This is a genomic window from Micromonospora sp. NBC_01699, from assembly GCF_036250065.1.
Taxonomy (GTDB): domain Bacteria; phylum Actinomycetota; class Actinomycetes; order Mycobacteriales; family Micromonosporaceae; genus Micromonospora_G.
Genome location: NZ_CP109199.1, coordinates 4322210 through 4337584 on the forward strand (window position 1 = coordinate 4322210; position 15375 = coordinate 4337584).

Annotated in this window: 10 protein-coding genes; 7 read left to right on the forward strand and 3 right to left on the reverse strand. The window is 71.3% G+C overall.

The features are described 5' to 3' along the window. Positions 1-106 precede the first annotated feature (106 nt). Genes OG792_RS18620 through OG792_RS18630 form a run of 3 tightly spaced genes read left to right on the forward strand, consistent with a single transcriptional unit; the run spans position 107 to position 3760 of the window. Complete coding sequence (locus OG792_RS18620; protein WP_329100560.1) at positions 107-1141, forward strand: iron ABC transporter substrate-binding protein; 1035 nt, start codon at positions 107-109, stop codon at positions 1139-1141. Positions 1142-1169: 28 nt separating this feature from the next. Continuing rightward, complete coding sequence (locus tag OG792_RS18625) at positions 1170-2723, forward strand: ABC transporter permease (RefSeq protein ID WP_329100562.1); 1554 nt, start codon at positions 1170-1172, stop codon at positions 2721-2723. Beyond that, positions 2720-3760, forward strand: coding sequence for an ABC transporter ATP-binding protein (locus OG792_RS18630; RefSeq protein WP_329100564.1), 1041 nt, complete (start codon positions 2720-2722; stop codon positions 3758-3760). Before OG792_RS18625 ends, OG792_RS18630 begins: the two co-directional genes overlap by 4 nt. A 26-nt stretch (positions 3761-3786) precedes the next feature. On the opposite strand, the gene OG792_RS18635 is transcribed toward OG792_RS18630, so the two are convergent. Together OG792_RS18635 and OG792_RS18640 are read right to left on the reverse strand one after the other, a co-directional pair. Continuing rightward, complete coding sequence (locus OG792_RS18635; protein WP_329100566.1) at positions 3787-4452, reverse strand: TetR/AcrR family transcriptional regulator; 666 nt, start codon at positions 4450-4452, stop codon at positions 3787-3789. A gap of 117 nt (positions 4453-4569) precedes the next feature. Beyond that, complete coding sequence (locus OG792_RS18640; protein WP_329100567.1) at positions 4570-5322, reverse strand: SDR family NAD(P)-dependent oxidoreductase; 753 nt, start codon at positions 5320-5322, stop codon at positions 4570-4572. A 149-nt stretch (positions 5323-5471) separates the two neighbouring features. On the opposite strand from OG792_RS18640, the gene OG792_RS18645 reads away from it, so the two are divergent. From OG792_RS18645 to OG792_RS18655, 3 genes are all read left to right on the forward strand, one after another. Next, the gene (locus OG792_RS18645; protein WP_329100569.1) at positions 5472-6128 is read left to right on the forward strand and encodes a M15 family metallopeptidase; all 657 of its coding nucleotides are present in this window, start codon (positions 5472-5474) and stop codon (positions 6126-6128) included. Positions 6129-6198: 70 nt separating this feature from the next. Then, on the forward strand, positions 6199-9243 hold the full coding sequence (locus OG792_RS18650) for an AfsR/SARP family transcriptional regulator (protein WP_329100571.1): 3045 nt from the start codon (positions 6199-6201) through the stop codon (positions 9241-9243). Positions 9244-9591: 348 nt separating this feature from the next. Then, complete coding sequence (locus OG792_RS18655) at positions 9592-13569, forward strand: CARDB domain-containing protein (protein WP_329100573.1); 3978 nt, start codon at positions 9592-9594, stop codon at positions 13567-13569. Here OG792_RS18655 and OG792_RS18660 read toward each other — a convergent pair. Next, positions 13556-14806 (reverse strand): glycosyltransferase family 87 protein, encoded by a 1251-nt coding sequence (locus tag OG792_RS18660; protein WP_329100575.1) that lies wholly within the window; start codon positions 14804-14806, stop codon positions 13556-13558. The two genes, OG792_RS18655 and OG792_RS18660, sit on opposite strands and share 14 nt — an antisense overlap. A gap of 240 nt (positions 14807-15046) precedes the next feature. Here OG792_RS18660 and OG792_RS18665 point away from each other — a divergent pair, with 240 nt between their 5' ends. Further along, on the forward strand, positions 15047-15370 hold the full coding sequence (locus OG792_RS18665) for a hypothetical protein (protein ID WP_329100577.1): 324 nt from the start codon (positions 15047-15049) through the stop codon (positions 15368-15370). The last annotated feature ends 5 nt before the right edge of the window (positions 15371-15375 follow it).

A 15375-nucleotide genomic window follows, 5' to 3' on the forward strand; every position in this document is an offset into this window, starting at 1 on the left:
GTAAGCCTGCCCTGTGTCTCGCTCGGGTCGTGGCCGCACCCGCCTGGCCGAACGAGCCGTTCCACCGCACAGGGCCCGGCTGGCCCCGTACCCCTCGGAGGACCTGATGCGCGGCAAGCGCACCCTGGCTGGCGTGGCGGCGATGGCGCTACTCACCGTGACCGGCTGCTCGACGTCCGAACCGGCGGCCGACGGCGCCGGCAGCCCGTCGGACGTGACCCTGACCCTCTACAACGCCCAGCACGTGGATCTGGCCGAGGCGATGGTCAAGGACTTCACCGAACAGACCGGCATCAAGGTCCAGCTCCGCAACGGCAAGGACTTCGAGTTGGCCAACCAGATCGTCGCCGAGGGCCAGGCCTCCCCGGCGGACGTGTTCATCACCGAGAACTCCCCGGCGATGAGCCTGGTCGCCGCCAAGAGCGGCTTCGCCACCGTCGACCCGGCCACGCAGGCCCAGGTCCCCGCCCGCTTCACCCCGCCGGACAAGTCGTGGGTCGGCTTCGCCGCCCGGCAGACCGTGTTCGTGCACAACCCGTCGCTGCTGCCCGCCGCCCAGCTGCCCAAGTCGCTGCTGGACCTGGCCAAGCCGGAGTGGAAGGGCAGGTTCGGGATCGCCGCCGCCGGCGCCGACTTCCAGGCCATCGTCAGCGCCGTCCTCGCCCTCAACGGCCCCGAGCAGACCAGCGCCTGGCTCACCGGCCTGAAGACCAACGCGAAGATCTACACCGGCAACGGCGCGATCCTCAAGGCGGTCAACGCCGGCGAGATCCCGGCCGGGGTCATCTACCACTACTACTGGTACAAGGACCGGGCCGAGTCCGGTGCGAACAGCAGCAAGACCGAACTGCACCTGTTCGACGCCAAGGACCCGGGCGCGTTCCTGAGCGTCTCCGGCGCCGGGGTGCTCAAGTCCAGCAAGCACCCGAAGGAAGCGCAGCAACTGGTGGCGTACCTGACCGGGGCGAAGGGGCAGCAGATCCTGTCCGACAGCACCGCCCTGGAGTACTCCATCGCCAGCGACGTACCGCCGAACGCCAAGCTCAAGCCGCTGTCCGAACTCAGCCCGCCGGACGTGGACCTGTCCGCGCTGAACGGGCCCGAGGTGATCGCGCTGATGCAGAAGGCCGGCCTGCTGTGACCCGTGTTGCCGGGAAGGGACGTCGTCGGTGACGGTGACGTCGTCGGCGCGGCGGTGGGGTGCCCGGGTACGCGGGTACCCCACCGCCGTCGCCGGGTGCGCCGCCGCAGTGGCCGCGCTGACCCTGATCCCGCTCGGCTACGTCGCCGGGTTCGCGGTGGGCGAGGGCTGGGGTGCCGCGTACCAGCAGCTCGTCCGGCCGCGCGTCGGGGAACTGCTGTCGAACACCGCCCGCCTGGCGGTCGCGGCGATGCTCGCCAGCGCGGTCCTCGGCACCGGCGCCGCCTGGCTGACCGAACGCACCGACCTGCCCGGTCGCCGGGTGTGGCACGTCCTGCTCGCCGTGCCGCTGGCCGTTCCCGCGTTCGTCAACAGCTTCGGCTGGGTGTCGCTCACCCCGGCCGTCGAGGGCTACGGCGGAGCGGTCCTGGTCGTCACGCTCTCCTACTACCCACTGGTCTACCTGCCCGCCGCCGCGACGCTGCGCGGACTCGACCCGGCCCTCGAAGACACCGCCCGCGCCCTCGGACTGTCCCCGGCGCGGGTCTTCCTGCGCGTTGTCGTGCCGCAGCTGCGGCCGGCGATCCTCGGCGGAATGCTGCTGGTCGGCCTGCACCTGCTGGCCGAGTTCGGGGCCCTGCAAATGCTGCGCTTCCCCACCTTCACCACCGCCATCTACGACCAGTACCAGGCCACCTTCAACGGACCCACCGCGACCATGCTCGGCAGCGTGCTGGCCGTCGCCTGCCTGCTGCTGCTGATGGGCGAGCTGCGACTGCGGGGACGGGTCCGGCACGCCCGGCTCGGGTCCGGGTCGGCCCGGTACGCGACCCCGGTACGCCTGGGTCGGCGGACACCTGCGGCGCTGGCCGCCGTCACCGGTGTCGTCGGGCTCGCCCTCGGGGTGCCGCTGGGCAGCCTGGTCTACTGGCTGAGCACCGGATCCTCCACCCGGTTCCCGGTCGCCGACCTGGCCGGCGCGACGGCGACCACCCTCGGCCTGGGTGTGGCCGGTGCCGCCGTCACGGTCACGCTCGCGCTACCGGTGGCCTGGCTGACCGTCCGTCGGCCCGGTCGGCTCAGTACCGTCATCGAACGGGCCACCTATTTCGGCAGCGCGCTTCCGGGCATCATCGTCGCCCTCGCCCTGATCACCATCTGCGTCCGCTCCGCCCCCGCCCTCTACCAGACCACGACGATGCTGCTGGCCGCGTACGCGATCCTGTTCATGCCGCGCGCGGTGGTGAGCCTGCGGTCCGCCCTCGCCCACGCGCCCCCGCACCTCGACGACGCCGCCCGCGCCCTGGGCGCCGGACCGGTCGCCGTCTGGGGCCGGGTGACGCTGCCGCTCATCGCCCCCGGTGTCGGAGCCGGGGCGGCCCTGGTGTTCCTGGCCGTCACCACCGAACTCACCAGCACCCTGCTGCTCGCACCGATCGGCACCCGCACGCTCGCCACCGAGTTCTGGGCCAACAGCGACTCCGTCGCGTACGGCGCCGCCGCCCCGTACGCGGCGCTCATGGTGATCCTGTCGGCGCCACTGGCCTACCTCCTCAGCCGCACCACAGGCAGGACCCGATGACCGACCTCACCATCACCGCCCTGACCAAGAGCTATCCCGACCAGACCGTGCTCGACGGGATCGACCTGCACGTACCGGCCAGCACCCTGACCGCCGTACTGGGGCCCTCCGGGTGCGGCAAGACCACCCTGCTGCGCCTCGTCGCCGGGTTCGACCGACCGGACAGCGGCACCGTCAGCGTCGGTTCCACCACGGTCACCGGGCCGGGCCGCTGGACCCCGGCACACCGGCGGCAGATCGGCTACGTCGCCCAGGAGGGTGCGCTGTTCCCGCACCTGACCGTCGCGGCCAACATCGGTTTCGGGCTCCCCCGGCGCCGGCGGCGTGACCGGGGCCGGCTCGCCGAACTGCTGGACCTGGTCGGTCTCGACCCGGCCCTGCACGGCCGCTATCCGCACCAGCTCTCGGGCGGACAGCAGCAGCGGGTCGCGTTGGCCCGCGCCCTGGCGCCCGAGCCGAGCGTCGTCCTGCTCGACGAGCCGTTCTCCGCCCTGGACACCGCCCTGCGCGAGGGCACCCGGCGCGCCGTCACCGCCGCGCTGGCCGCCACCGGCACCACCACCATCCTGGTCACCCACGACCAGGCGGAGGCCCTCTCCCTGGCCGACCAGGTAGCGGTGATGCGCCGGGGCCGGCTCGTCCAGGCCGGGTCGCCGGCCGAGCTCTACCACCACCCGGCCGACCTGGAACTCGCCGGCTTCCTCGGCACCGCCGTGATCCTGCCCGCCACCCTCGCCGACGACGGCGCCCACACCGTCCTGGGTGTCATCCCGGTACGGCGGCCCCGGCCCGCCGTCGGCGACAGCGTCATGATCCGGCCCGAACAGATCACGCTCACCCCACCGGCCGCCGACCGGCCCGCGGCACACGTCGCGGCCGTCACCTTCTACGGACCCGACGCGATCGTCGAGCTCAGGTTGCCCGGAGCCGCCTCCCCGATCACCGCCCGCGTGCCCAGTCACCGGACCCCACCGGTCGGCACCGAGACCGGCCTGGCCGTACGCGGCACCGTCACCGCGTACCCGTCGGGTTCGTGACCCGACAGGGCCGCCGGTCGACCGCGTCACCCGGGTACGGCGGCCTTCGCCGGTGCGGGACGCGCCCTCGTGCCGCCCGACCCGGTGGGAAGGTTCACCAACCGGTCCCAGGCCGCCATGGCGCAGGTGACGATGTCGTCGAGCGTCTCGCGGCTCGCGCCGTCCCGGGCCTGGACCGACATTCCCTGTTGTACGGCGCCGAAGAAGCGGGCGACCATCGCGGAGTCGACGGTCGGTGGTACGTCGCCCTCGACCACACCCCGTTCGACGCGGGTACGGAGCCCGGCGATGTCGTCGTTGCGGCACCCGGCGAGAAATCGACGGACCTCGTCGTTTCCGGCCGGGCCGGCGGTGGCGGCCAGTACGACCATGCAGCCCAGCGGCCGGGACGGATCCACGTGGGTACGGGCATTGTGCCGCAGCATCGCCTCGATACCGGCCCGCGCGGTGTCGCCGCCGTCGAGTGCGGCCAACGGGGCGGCGCCCTCGGTCGCGTTGTAGTGCGCCACGGCCTCCCGGAACAACGCCTCCTTGCTACCGAAGGCGGCATAGAGGCTCGGCGAGGCGATACCCATCGCCGTGGTGAGTTCGGCCATCGAGGCGCCCTCGTAACCGTGTTGCCAGAACACCTCCATCGCCCGCCCCAGCGCGACCGTTCGATCGAACGTGCGCGGTCGTCCCCGTCCCGCCATCGGTCACCCCCTTCCCCGCGAGCATATTCCGGGGCGTGACCACCACTCACCCGCGACGTCAGCCGTCCACCGCCCTCAGCCCCGCGATGCCGACCACGACCGGCCGACGGCGCGTGGTCAGGCGGCGAATCCACCGTCGACCGCGATGGACGTACCGGTGATGTAGCGACCGCCCTCGCCGGCCAGGTGGCCGACGGTGGCGGCGATGTCGGTCGGCTCGGCGTAGTGGCCGAGCGCGATGAAGGTCCGTTCGTGGTCGGCGCTCTCGCCGTCGGCCGGGTTCATGTCGGTGTCGGTGGAGCCGGGATGCACCAGGTTGACGGTGATGCCGCGCGGGCCGAGGTCGCGGGCCAGCCCCCGGGTCAGGCCGATCAGCGCGCTCTTGGTCATGGCGTAGAGGCTCACCCCGGCGTACGGCACCCGCTCGACGAAGCAGCTGCCGATGCTGATCACGCGCCCGCCCGTACCCATCTGCCGGACCGCCGCCTGGGTGGCCAGGAAGACACCGCGTACGTGGATCGCGAGGGTCCGGTCCAGCTCGGCGAGGCTCACGTCCTCGATCGGACCGTACGGGAACACCCCGGCGTTGTTCACGAGGATGTCGAGCCGACCCAGCTCGGCGACCGTACGCTCGACCGCGCCGCTCGCGCCGTCGGAGCTCGCGCTGTCGGCGCGGACGGCGACCACCCGGCGTCCCAGCGCCTCGACCTCGGCCACGACGGTCTTGGCCCGGTCCTCGGCGTCGACGTAGGTGAACGCGACGTCGGCGCCGTCCCGCGCCAGCCGGGCCACGATCGCCGCGCCGATACCCCGACTTCCCCCGGTCACCAGGGCGACCCTGCCAGCAAGTCCGGCCACGTTCTGCCTCATTTCTGTGTCGATCGGCACAATAAACAGAACCCTAACCCACCGAAGTGGACGGTGGGGTCCCCGCCGGGCTTGAAGAAAAGTTGAAGCAGGATCGGAGATGCTGCGTCGGATCGGGGGGTCGCCGCCGGCCCGGCCGGCACGGAGCGTCAGTGGATGAGGTGCTGAACGTGGGCATGGTGCTGCTGTCCGACCCGGGCGTGACGGCGACGCAGGTACGGGAGTGCGGTGAGCCGTTGGTCGACCTGCGCGACGTCGACGCGTTGCGGCTCGACCACCGGCTTGCCGACTCCGCCGGTGCGTTCGCGCGGCTGCGGGTCGGCGTGGTCGACCGCCTGGTCACCGCGCAGACCCTGCTCCCGGCCGGAACCAGGCTCCTGGTCATCGAGGGGTACCGGCCGCTGAGCCTGCAAGAACACTACTTCGAGGCACACGTACGGCGGCTGCGCGACCGTACGCCGGATGCCGACGAGTCGGCACTGCGCCGCCACGCCAGCCGGTACATCTCCCCGCCCGCGGTGGCCCCGCACGTCGCCGGGGCGGCGGTCGACCTCACCCTGTGCAGTGTCGACGGCGAGGAACTTCCGATGGGTACGGCGGTGAACGACACCGACACCACCGCCTGCCACACCGACTCCCCCGACATCGGCGCGCCGGCACGGGCGAACCGGGACCTGCTCTGCGCCGCCCTGCACGGCGCCGGCCTGGTGAACTACCCCAGCGAGTGGTGGCACTGGTCGTACGGCGACCGCTACTGGGCCTACCTGACCGGTTCCGATCATGCCCTGTACGGCCCGGTCAGCGCCTGACCCCACCGATCGACCGAACCGGCGCCGCTAGCATCCAGGGGGTGCGGGTGGTCGGCGACTGGAGGTTGATTTGCTACAGGTCCGGCTACTCGGTCCGGTCTCGGCCCACTCCCCGGACGGGCCGGTACCGCTGGGCGGCCGAAAGCCACGGGCGCTGTTCGCGGCGCTGGTGCTGGAACGGGGGCGGGTCGTACCGGCCAGCCGCCTGATCGACGTGGTCTGGCCGGACAGCCCGCCGGAGAGCGCCCGTGCCCTGATCCAGACCTACGTCTCCACCCTGCGCAAGTCGTTCGCCCGGCACGGCCTTCCGGACGTCATCGGCAGTGATCCGCCGGGCTACCTGGCCCGACTCGACGACGCGACGGTGGACGCCGATCTCCTCGCCGAACTCGTCGGCGCGGCCGGGGAGCGGGCCGGGCGCGGCGACCACGGCCGGGCGGCGGAGCTGCTGCGGCGGGCGATCGGGCTGAGTCACGGACCGGCCCTGTCGGGTCTTGATCAGTCGCCGCTGTCCGCCGACGCCCGCCGGCTCGACGAGCTGCTCCTGGTCGCCCGGAGCGAGCGGGTCGAGGCCGAGCTGAATCTCGGTCGCCTCGACCACCTGGCCGAACTGACCGGGCTGCTGGAGGGTCACCCGACCAACGAGCGGCTACGCGGGCAGCTCATGCTCACCCTGTACCGGTTGGGGCGGCAGACCGACGCGCTCGCCTGCTACCGGGAGGGCAGGTCGGCGCTGGTCGAGGAGTTGGGCGTCGAGCCGGGCCAGCCACTGCGGGAACTGCACGACGCGATCCTGCGCGGTGCCGGCGAGCTGCGCCACGGCGGCCGGCCCAAGCCCGATCCGGGCCCGCCCGTGGTGATCCCGGCGCAGGTCCCGCTCGCCCCCTCGGACTTCACCGGGCGGGAGGCGGAACGAGGGACGCTGGTCGCCGCGCTGCGGTCCGCCATGCCGGGTACGCACGTCCTGGCCGGTCAGGGTGGCAGCGGCAAGTCGGCGCTCGCCGCCCGGGTCGCCCGGCAGGTGGCCGGGTCGTTCCCGGACGGTCTGCTCTACGCCGACCTGCGCGGCATGACCGAGACCCCGGCGACGCCGGACGAGGTGCTGGCCGGCTTCCTCCGCTCGCTCGGGGTCGGTCCGGCCCACCTCCCGGACCCCGGCCCGGAGCGGACCGAGTTGTACCGCAGCCTGGTCGCCGATCGGCGCATCCTGGTCCTCTGCGACGACGCGGCGAACGAACGGCAGGTCCGGCCGCTGCTACCGGCCGGACCGCGCTGCGCGGCGTTGATCACCTCTCGGGATCGGCTGGCCGGGCTGGCCGGCGCGACCCTGATCGAACTCGGGGTCCTCACCGACGAGGAGGCGTGGGCCCTGCTCTGCCGGATCATCGGGGCGGAACGGGCCGCCGTCGACGCCGACTCGGCCCGGCGCATCCTGGCCGGCTGCGAGAACCTGCCGCTGGCGATCCGGATCGCGGGAGCACGGCTGGCCACCCGCCGGCGCCTGCCGCTGCGGGTGCTCGCCGAGCGGCTGGCCGACGAGCGGCAGCGCCTCGACGAACTCGCCGCCGGTGACCTCGCCGTACGGTCCAGCATCGCCCTCAGTTACCGGGCTCTGGACGAGCGCGCCGGGGCGGCGCTGCGCCGGTTGGGTTTCCTCGGCATCCCCGAGTTCGACGCGTTCGTGCTCGGCCGGCTGCTGGACACCCCCGAACCCGCCGCCGAGCGGTTGCTGGAACTGCTGGTCGACGCGCACCTGGTGGAGTTCACCGGGGTCGACCCGACCGGCACGCTGCGTTACCGACTGCACGACCTGGTTCGCCTCTACGCGCGGGAGCGGGCGGACGCGGAGGAACCGGCCGGGACGCTGCGGGACGCGGTGCTCCGGGCGGTCGACGGTTGGCGGTCGGTCATGAACCACATCGCGGCCACCTTCCCGCCGGCCGAGGTCGTCTGGCGGGAGCCACCCGTACCGGGAACGGCGGTGCCGGACGATCTGGCCCGGCGGGTCCTCGCCGACCCGGCGGGCTGGCTCCAGCGCGAGGAATCGGTGCTGGCCATCGGGGTCGAGCGGGCCGCGGCGATCGGCCTGCACGAGGTCGCCTGCGACTTCGTCTCGACCCGGATGGCGCTGGACCTGGAGGGGGTGAACCGGTTCGAGTTCCGGTCCCGGATCGTCAACGCCGCGCTGGCGGCGAGCGTGCTGGCCGGCAACCTGCACGGTGAGGCGGTCATGCTGGCGGAGCTGGCGCAACTGCGGTACGCCGAGGACCGGTACGCCGAGTCCCGGCGGCACTTCGGCGAGGCGTTGAGCAGGTTCCGCGCCCTGCGCGACGTACGGGGGCAGGCGTCGGCGCTGGCCGGGCTGGGCCTGGCCTGCCGGGAGCCCGGTCACCTGGCGGAGGCGTTGCACTTCCTCGACCAGTCGGCGGCGTTGGTGCACACCCTGGACGATCCGGTCGGCCTCGGCTACGTGCACCGGGTACGCGGTTCGGTGTTCCTGGAACAGGGCAACTTCCCGGCCGCGCTCGCCGACCTGGAGCGGTCGATGCGCGCCTACCTGCGTACCGGCAGCCGGCGCGGGGTGGCGTACACGCTGCGCAGCCTCGGGCTCTACCACCGGGCCCGGGGCGAGTACGACGAGGCGTTGCGCGCCTGCGCCGAGGCTGCGGAGATCTTCGCCGAACTCGGCAACGACCTGATGCACGCGTACGCCGTACGCGCGCATGCCACCACCCAGTTGCGGATGGGCCTGGTCGCCGAGGCGCTGCCCCGGTTGGAGTGGGTGCTGTCGGTGGCCCGCGACGCCGGGGACCGGTGGGGGCAGGGCGTGACGCTGCGCGCGCTGGGGCAGTTGCACCTCGCGCAGGGGCGGCTCGACCTGGCGCAGGAAGCGCTCGACACGGCGCTCTCGCTGTGGGACACCGTCCAGGCGCCGCTCTGGCGGGCCCGGACCGAGTACGTCCTGTCCCAGGTGTACGCCGCGCGCGGGGACGCGGTCGCGGCGGAGCGGGCCTTCGCCAACGCGCGCCGGGTCTTCCACGACCGGCACTCCCGCGAGTACGTCGTGCTGACCGACCCGCCGACGGTGGCTCCGGGCGGCTCGAAGCCCCGCTGAGCCGGGTCGCGCGGCACCCCGCGCGGACATTTTCGGCAATCGATGACAGCGATCGATCGGAGTGTTGACGTGCCCGTAGCACGTCGGTAACATTCGGCCAAAGCACTGCAAGATTACGACAAGAAGCTGCTCTGTTCGTCGCTTGCATCTGCAATTTCCAGTGGGGCCGCTCCCCGGCGGTGTTTCTCCCCCGTTCCGGAGAGGCCCGGTGATGCCGTCCGGCATACCCACCCCCGATCGTCCCGCCGTTGCCACGGCCCCGACCGGTCGAACGCCGGCCCACGCCCGACCCCACGCCCATGGGGATCACCACACGCGCAAACGTCCCTCCACGCGACAAGGACAGTGATGAGACGAACGAATCTGGTCAGGGTGGTGGCGACGACGGTCGCCACCACCATGATCGCCACCGTAGGGTTGGCCGCCGTCGCGACCGCGGCCGGCAAACCCGACCACTCGCCCGGCACGACAGCCTCCGCGAACGCGGTCGTCGGCCCGAACGCGGTCGGCAACCTCGCCCAGGGCCGCCCCACCCAGGAGAGCGGCCACGCCGACGTCTACGACTCGTCCCGGGCCGTCGACGGCAACCAGGGCACCTACTGGGAGAGCGCCAACAACTCCTTCCCGGAGTGGATCCAGGTCGACCTCGGCCCGTCGGTGACCGTCAACCAGGTCGTCCTGCGGCTGCCGGCCGCCAACTGGGGCACCCGTACGCAGACGTTGAGCGTGCAGGGCAGCACCAACGGGTCGACGTTCAGCAACCTCGTCGGGTCGCAGACGTACACCTTCAACCCGGCGGTCAACGGCAACTCGGTCACCATCAACTTCGGCCAGGCCACCACCCAGTACGTGCGGGTCAACATCACCGCCAACAGCGGCTGGCCGGCCGGACAGATCTCCGAGTTCGAGGTCTACGGGCCGCAGAGCGGCGCCGACACCACCCCGCCGAGTGTTCCCGGCACCCTGTCCTACACCCAGTCCGGTACGACGATCAGCCTCAACTGGGGGGCGTCGACGGACAACGCGGGCGGCAGCGGCCTGGCCGGGTACGACGTCTACCGCAACGGCGCGTACCTCCAGTCCCTCGGGAACGTGACCACCTTCGCCGACACCCAGCCGGCCTCGGCCACCGTGTCGTACTACGTCCGGGCGCGCGACGTCGCCGGCAACCTGTCCGGCAACAGCAACACCGTCACCCGGACCGGCGCCGGTGACGCCACCGCGCCGACCGTGCCCGGCACGCTGTCGCACAGCACCTCGGGCAGCACCATCACCCTCAACTGGGGCGCCTCCACCGACTCCGGTGGCAGCGGTCTGGCCGGGTACAACGTCTACCGGGGCGGCAGCCTGATCGCGACGCTGGGCACCGTGCTCACGTACCAGGACACCCAGCCGGCGACGGCGACCGTGTCGTACTACGTCCGGGCGCGCGACGGTGCCGGCAACCTGTCCGGCAACAGCAACACCGTCACCCGGACCGGCACCCAGCCGCCGGGCTGCACCAACGTGGCCCTGGGCAAGACCATGACGGCGAGCGGTTCCACCTTCACCTTCACCCCGGAGAAGGCGAACGACGGCTCGCTGGCCAGCTACTGGGAGGGCGGGGCGGGTTACCCGCAGAGCCTGACCGCGGTGCTGGGCGCGAACCACGCCATCACGTCGGTCAACGTCAAGCTGAACCCGGACGCGTCCTGGGGCACCCGTACCCAGAACTTCCAGATCCTCGGCCGCGACCAGGGCTCGACCACCTACACCAGCCTGGTGGCGGCGGCGAACTACCAGTTCGTCCAGGGCAGCAACGCGGTGAGCATCCCGGTCAGCGCGACCACGGCGGACGTACAGCTCCGGTTCAACTCCAACACCGGCGCCCCGTCCGGCCAGGTCGCCGAGTTCGAGGTGTGCGGCACCCCGGCCCCCAACCCGGACCTGGTGGTCAGCTCCACCACCTGGACCCCCGCGGCACCGACCGAGGTCACCCCGGTCACCCTCACCGCCACGGTTCAGAACATCGGCTCGGCGGCGGCCGGCGCGACCACTGTCAACTTCAGCCTGGGCGGTGCCGTCGTCGGCAGCGCGCCGGTGGGCGCGCTGGCCGCCGGTGCCTCGACCACCGTCTCGTTCAACGCCGGGACCCGGCCGCTGGGCAGCTACAGCGTCGCGGCGGTGGTCGACCCGACCAACACCGTGATCGAGCAGAACAACGCCAACAACAGCTTCACCGCGCCGTCGCCGCTGGTGGTCGCCCAGGCTCCCGGCCCCGACCTACAGGTGCTGAGCATCAGCTCCAACCCGCCGAACCCGGCGGTCGGCGCGACGGTCACGTTCACCGTCGCGGTGAACAACCGTGGGACCAGCGCGACCGGCGCGACCACGATCACCCGGCTGGCGGTCGGCGGCACCACGCTGAACACCAGCACGCCGTCGATCGCGGCCAGTACGACGGCCAACGTGGCGATCACCGGTAGCTGGACCGCCACCAGCGGTGGCGCCACCATCACCGCGACCGCCGACGCGACCGGAGTGGTCGCCGAGACCAACGAGTCCAACAACGTGTTCACCCAGTCGATAGTGGTTGGCCGGGGCGCGGCCGTCCCGTACGTCTCGTACGAGGCGGAGGCCGGTCGCTACCAGGGCGTCCTGCTGGAGACCGACCCGCTGCGCACGTTCGGGCACACCAACTTCGCCACCGAGTCCTCGGGCCGCAAGTCGGTACGCCTGAACAGCACGGGCCAGTTCGTCGAGTTCACCTCGACCAACCCGTCCAACTCGATAGTGGTCCGCAACTCCATCCCGGACGCGGCGGGCGGCGGTGGGATCGAGGCCAGCATCAGCCTGTACGCGAACGACACCTTCGTCCAGAAGCTGACGCTCTCGTCCCGGCACAGCTGGCTCTACGGGAACACCGACCAGCCCGAGGGACTGACGAACACCCCCCAGGCCGACGCCCGGCGGTTGTTCGACGAGTCGCACGCGCTGCTGTCGCAGTCCTACCCGGCCGGCACCAGGTTCAAGTTGCAGCGCGATGCGACCGACAACGCCTCGTTCTACATCATCGACATGGTCGACCTGGAGCAGGTCGCGGCACCGACGAGCCAGCCGGCCGGTTGCACCTCGATCACGGCCTACGGCGCGGTGGCCAACGATGGGCTCGACGACACGACCGCGATCCAGCGGGCGGTCACCGACGACCAGAACGGTGTGATCAGCTGCGTGTGGATCCCGGCCGGCCAGTGGCGGCAGGAACAGAAGATCCTCACCGACGACCCGCTGAACCGGGGTCAGTGGAACCAGGTGGGCATCAGCAACGTCACGATCCGCGGCGCGGGGATGTGGCACTCCCAGCTCTACACCCTGACCGAGCCGCAGGACGTGGTGGGTGGCATCAACCACCCGCACGAGGGCAACTTCGGCTTCGACATCGACAACAACACCCAGATCTCCGACATCGCCATCTTCGGCTCGGGCCGGATCCGCGGCGGGGACGGCAACGACGAGGGTGGCGTGGGCCTGAACGGGCGGTTCGGCGACAACACCAAGATCACCAACGTGTGGATCGAGCACGCCAACGTGGGTGCCTGGGTCGGTCGTGACTACGACAACATCCCCGCACTGTGGGGACCCGGCGACGGCCTCGAATTCAGCGGTATGCGCATCCGCAACACGTACGCCGACGGCATCAACTTCACCAACGGCACGAGCAATTCGAAGGTGTTCAACTCGTCGTTCCGTACCAACGGTGACGACGCCCTGGCGGTCTGGGCCAACACGGCCGTGCGGGACCGGGTCGCCGACAACACGCACGACAACCACTTCGTCAACAACACCATCCAGTTGCCCTGGCGGGCGAACGGCATCGCGATCTACGGCGGCTACGACAACTCGATCGAGAACAACCTGATCTACGACACCATGAACTACCCGGGCATCATGCTGGCGACCGACCACAGTCCCCTGCCCTTCTCCGGGACCACCCTGATCGCCAACAACGGGCTCTACCGCACCGGTGGCGCCTTCTGGAACGAGGATCAGGAGTTCGGCGCCATCACGCTGTTCCCGGCGACCCTGGACATCACCGGCGTCACCATCCGTGACACCGACATCTACGACTCGACCTACGACGGCATCCAGTTCAAGAACGGCGGCGGCAACATGCCCGGCGTCGTGGTCAGCAACGTACGCATCGACAAGTCCAACAACGGCGCCGGAATCCTGGCCATGGGTGGTGCCCGCGGCAGCGCCACGCTGACGAACGTGACCATCACCAACTCGGCCGACGGCAACATCGTCCGAGAACCGGGATCGAGCTTCGTGATCACGGGCGGTTAGCCACCGCGGTAACACCGGTGCCGGTCGTGCGGCGTGCTCCCGGGTGGAACGTCACCTCGGGAGCACGCTCACGGCCGGCACCGCGCAGCAGCGCGCGGAACCCGATCCCGAGGGCGGCCACGACCAGCGCGTTGCGGACGAGCAGCAGCGCGGATCCCGGCCAGGACGGGTCCGTCGACACCTGGTCGTAGAACCACGGGAAGAGCACACTGGTCAGCCCGGTGGCGACCATGATCAGGGCGCTGGTGGCCCGTTGCGTCGTGTCCCGACGGGTCAGGCAGACCGCCGCCAGCCCGACCAGCCACAGCATGTACTGCGGCGAGAAGACGCGGCTGGTCACCACCGACACGAGCACCGCCAGCAGCGCCACGTCGAAACCGACCGCCGGGGTCCAGGCGAGCCGTCGGCCCCGCACCAGCCACCACAGGGCCAGGACGCCCAGCCCGACGGCGGTCAGGACGGGCAGCACGACCGTCGCCGGCCGCACGTACCCGTGCTGGAACTCCATCGCGCCGTAGACGTACGCGACGGTGATGGTCTCGTCCCGGAGCCGGGCCAGCACCAGCGGGGCGGCACCCACCGCCTCGATCTGCAACCCCCGGCCGGACTGGTTGTCGGTGAATCCGGACCAGGCACCGGCGAAGGCGACGGTGAGGGCACCGCCCAGCACGGCGAGCGTGGCGACGAAGCCGGTCAGCAGCGGGCGGAGTCCGGCCACCGGTCGGGCGCTGATCAGCAGCAGCACCGGCCAGACCTTGACCAGCCCGCCGACGGCCAGGACGCCGCCCGCGACGAGCGGACGCCGGACGGTGGCGGCGAGCGCGACAACCGCGGACGCCGTGACGAAGATGTCGTACCGGGAATAGGTCAACAGATTCAGACACGGTACGACCACAGCCCAGGCGCCGGCGCCGAGCAGCAGCCCGTTGCCCCGGGCCAGCCGGAGCAGGGCGAGCAGGACCAGCAGGTCCGCTGCCAGCGCGGCGACGAAGAAGGTGTCGTCGTACGCGCCGACGGAGTCGCCGGCCAGGTGGCGCAGGAACAGGAAGAGCGCCGCCGCGCCGGGCGGATACTGCCACATCGGATCATCACCGGGGATCTGCCCGGTCAGCAGCGAGTCGCTCCAGCGGTAGTACAGCTCCACGTCCGCGAAGACACCGCTGAAGTCGGGCGCCTCGACGACCTTCGTGTAGACCAGCACGAATGCGGTTCTGCTGAGGGTCCAGACAGCCAGCACGGCAACGATCGGCCAGGGACGTCCCGGTGAATCCATTGTCCAGCCTCGTTCCCGGTCGGCACCCGGCTGCGGGTTAGCGGCGGGCCACTGTCGGCGCGAGGATTGTAGGCGGACAAATGTTTCCGGAATGCGAAAGCACCATGCCCCGGTGGCGCCCGTCGGGTTGACGGTGATCGCCAACGTCGGGTCCGCTGAGGTGGCCGATGAAGGGACGACGCATGTTCGGTTCTGCGCGCTTCGATGTCCTACGGGACGGGCGTTTCCTGGTACGACCGCTCCGGCTCGCCCTCGCCCGCCCCCGGCCCCGGCCCCGGCGGTGGCTGGCCGGCCACCGACTCCCCGAAGTACGCCCTGGTCGCGAAGGTGACCGCCGGTTTGATCTGGTCGACCCGGACCGGGCGCCTCTACCACGCGAACGAATGGTTCCCGGTCGGCGCCGACAGCCGGTGTGTGCAGTTCCAGGGTTGGAACGTCGGCATCCCGCAGTTGGTGTTCTCGTACAACGACCCCAACCTGGGCGACAACGGCGGCGGGGCGCAGGTGGCCGTCAAGCAGTGGTGGTGACGGTT

What these genes read in the sequence shown, in the direction of transcription:
- OG792_RS18620 (WP_329100560.1), top strand. Translation starts at nt 107, where the DNA reads ATGCGCGGCAAGCGCACCCTGGCTGGCGTGGCGGCGATGGCGCTACTC.
- OG792_RS18630 (WP_329100564.1), top strand. Translation starts at nt 2,720, where the DNA reads ATGACCGACCTCACCATCACCGCCCTGACCAAGAGCTATCCCGACCAG.
- OG792_RS18635 (WP_329100566.1), bottom strand. Translation starts at nt 4,452, where the DNA reads ATGGCGGGACGGGGACGACCGCGCACGTTCGATCGAACGGTCGCGCTG.
- OG792_RS18640 (WP_329100567.1), bottom strand. Translation starts at nt 5,322, where the DNA reads ATGAGGCAGAACGTGGCCGGACTTGCTGGCAGGGTCGCCCTGGTGACC.
- OG792_RS18655 (WP_329100573.1), top strand. Translation starts at nt 9,592, where the DNA reads ATGAGACGAACGAATCTGGTCAGGGTGGTGGCGACGACGGTCGCCACC.
- OG792_RS18665 (WP_329100577.1), top strand. Translation starts at nt 15,047, where the DNA reads ATGTCCTACGGGACGGGCGTTTCCTGGTACGACCGCTCCGGCTCGCCC.